Source organism: Neisseria sp. P0001.S005, from assembly GCF_051963715.1.
Genome location: NZ_JBQCTZ010000385.1, coordinates 1 through 1,606, shown reverse-complemented (window position 1 = coordinate 1,606; position 1,606 = coordinate 1). Strand labels below are relative to the sequence as shown.

The window sequence follows — 1,606 nt, the reverse complement described above, 5'->3', positions numbered from 1 at the left end:
AAAATGCAGCGTTCTCTGGAAGTATTGAAAGACAATTTGGCTAAAGTGCGTACCGGCCGTGCGCATACCGGCCTGCTTGATCAAGTGGAAGTGGAATACTGGGGCAGCATGGTGCCTGTGAGCCAAGTGGCGAACGTGACGCTTTTGGATGCGCGTACGATTGGTGTGAAACCTTTCGAGAGCAATATGGCTGCAAAAGTTGAGAAAGCGATTCGTGATTCTAACTTGGGCCTGAACCCTGCTTCTGTCGGCGATTTGATCCGTGTCCCTATGCCTATGCTGACTGAGGAACGCCGTAAAGATTTGATCAAAGTAGTACGCGGCGAGGCTGAAGAAGGCCGTGTGTCTATCCGCAATGTGCGCCGTGATGCAAACGACCACATCAAAAAATTGTTGAAAGACAAAGAGATTTCTGAAGATGAAGCACGCCGTGGTGAGGAAGCGGTTCAGAAGTTGACCGACAAATACATTGCTGAGGCAGATAAGCTCTTGGCTGCCAAAGAAGAAGATTTGATGGCGATTTAATCCTGTGTGCAAACCGTTCAGACGGTCTTTGGACGGTTTGCTCCCTGAAAGGCAGACATGAAAAGCAGTACGCAGACGATTTTGGAACACTCTGCCATCCCCCGACATATTGCTGTGATTATGGACGGCAACGGACGTTGGGCAAAGAAGCGTTTTCTTCCCCGTGTGATGGGGCATAAGCGCGGCTTGGATGCGCTGGAGAACATGGTGAAGCATTGTGCTGAACTGGGTGTGCGGTATTTGACCGTGTTTGCTTTTTCGACTGAAAACTGGCGACGCCCCGAGGAAGAGGTTTCTTTTCTGATGGGGCTGTTTTTGCAGGCTTTGCAAAAGCAGGTGCGCCGTTTGCACGATAACAATATGCGCTTGAGGGTCATTGGCAGCCGTGAGCGGTTTAATGCTGAAATCCTGAAGGGGATTGAGGCGGCAGAGGCGTTGACGGCAAACAATACCGGTTTGACTTTGAGCATTGCTGCCGATTATGGCGGCCGCTGGGATATTTTGCAGGCGGCAAATCAGTTGATTGCCGAAGGTGTCACTGAGATTACGGAAGAGGCGTTGTCGCGCTATTTGATGTTGGGCGATGCACCTGAGCCGGATTTGTTTATCCGAACCGGCGGGGAGACGCGCATCAGTAATTTTCTGCTGTGGCAGATGGCGTACGCGGAATTGTATTTTACGGATACGCTGTGGCCTGATTTTAATGAGAAATCACTGAACGAGGCGATTGTTTCTTTCCAAAAACGGGAACGCCGCTTTGGGCGGACTTCCGAACAGCTGCCGGTTGAGCAGCAACGGGGTTGAGAACTATGTTGAAACAACGGATTTTAACGGCGCTGTGGCTTTTGCCGCTGATGCTGGGTATGCTGTTTTATGCACCTATGTGGCTATGGGCAGCGTTTTGCGGCCTGATCGCTATGTTGACTTTGTGGGAATATGCCCGCATGAGCGGCTTAGATAAGCTGAAAATCAATCATTATTTGGCTTCAACGCTGGTGTTTGGTGTGATTGCCTATGCCGGCGGTTGGCAGTTGCCTGATTTGGTTTGGTATGTCGTATTGGCGTTTTGGCTGATTGTCAT

Annotated in this window: 3 protein-coding genes; all 3 read left to right on the top strand. The window is 50.4% G+C overall.

The window, feature by feature from the left end; genetic code table 11:
* Window positions 1-525, top strand: a 525-nt coding sequence (gene frr, locus ACTHSP_RS20440; protein WP_440346813.1) for a ribosome recycling factor, incomplete at its 5' end; no start/stop codon positions are given.
* 57 nt (window positions 526-582) lie between these two features.
* Window positions 583-1,329: an isoprenyl transferase gene (locus ACTHSP_RS20435; RefSeq protein ID WP_049350892.1), complete on the top strand. Its 747-nt coding sequence runs from the start codon at window positions 583-585 to the stop codon at window positions 1,327-1,329.
* A 5-nt stretch (window positions 1,330-1,334) separates the two neighbouring features.
* A partial coding sequence (locus ACTHSP_RS20430) for a phosphatidate cytidylyltransferase (protein ID WP_440346420.1) occupies window positions 1,335-1,606 on the top strand: 272 nt, incomplete at its 3' end.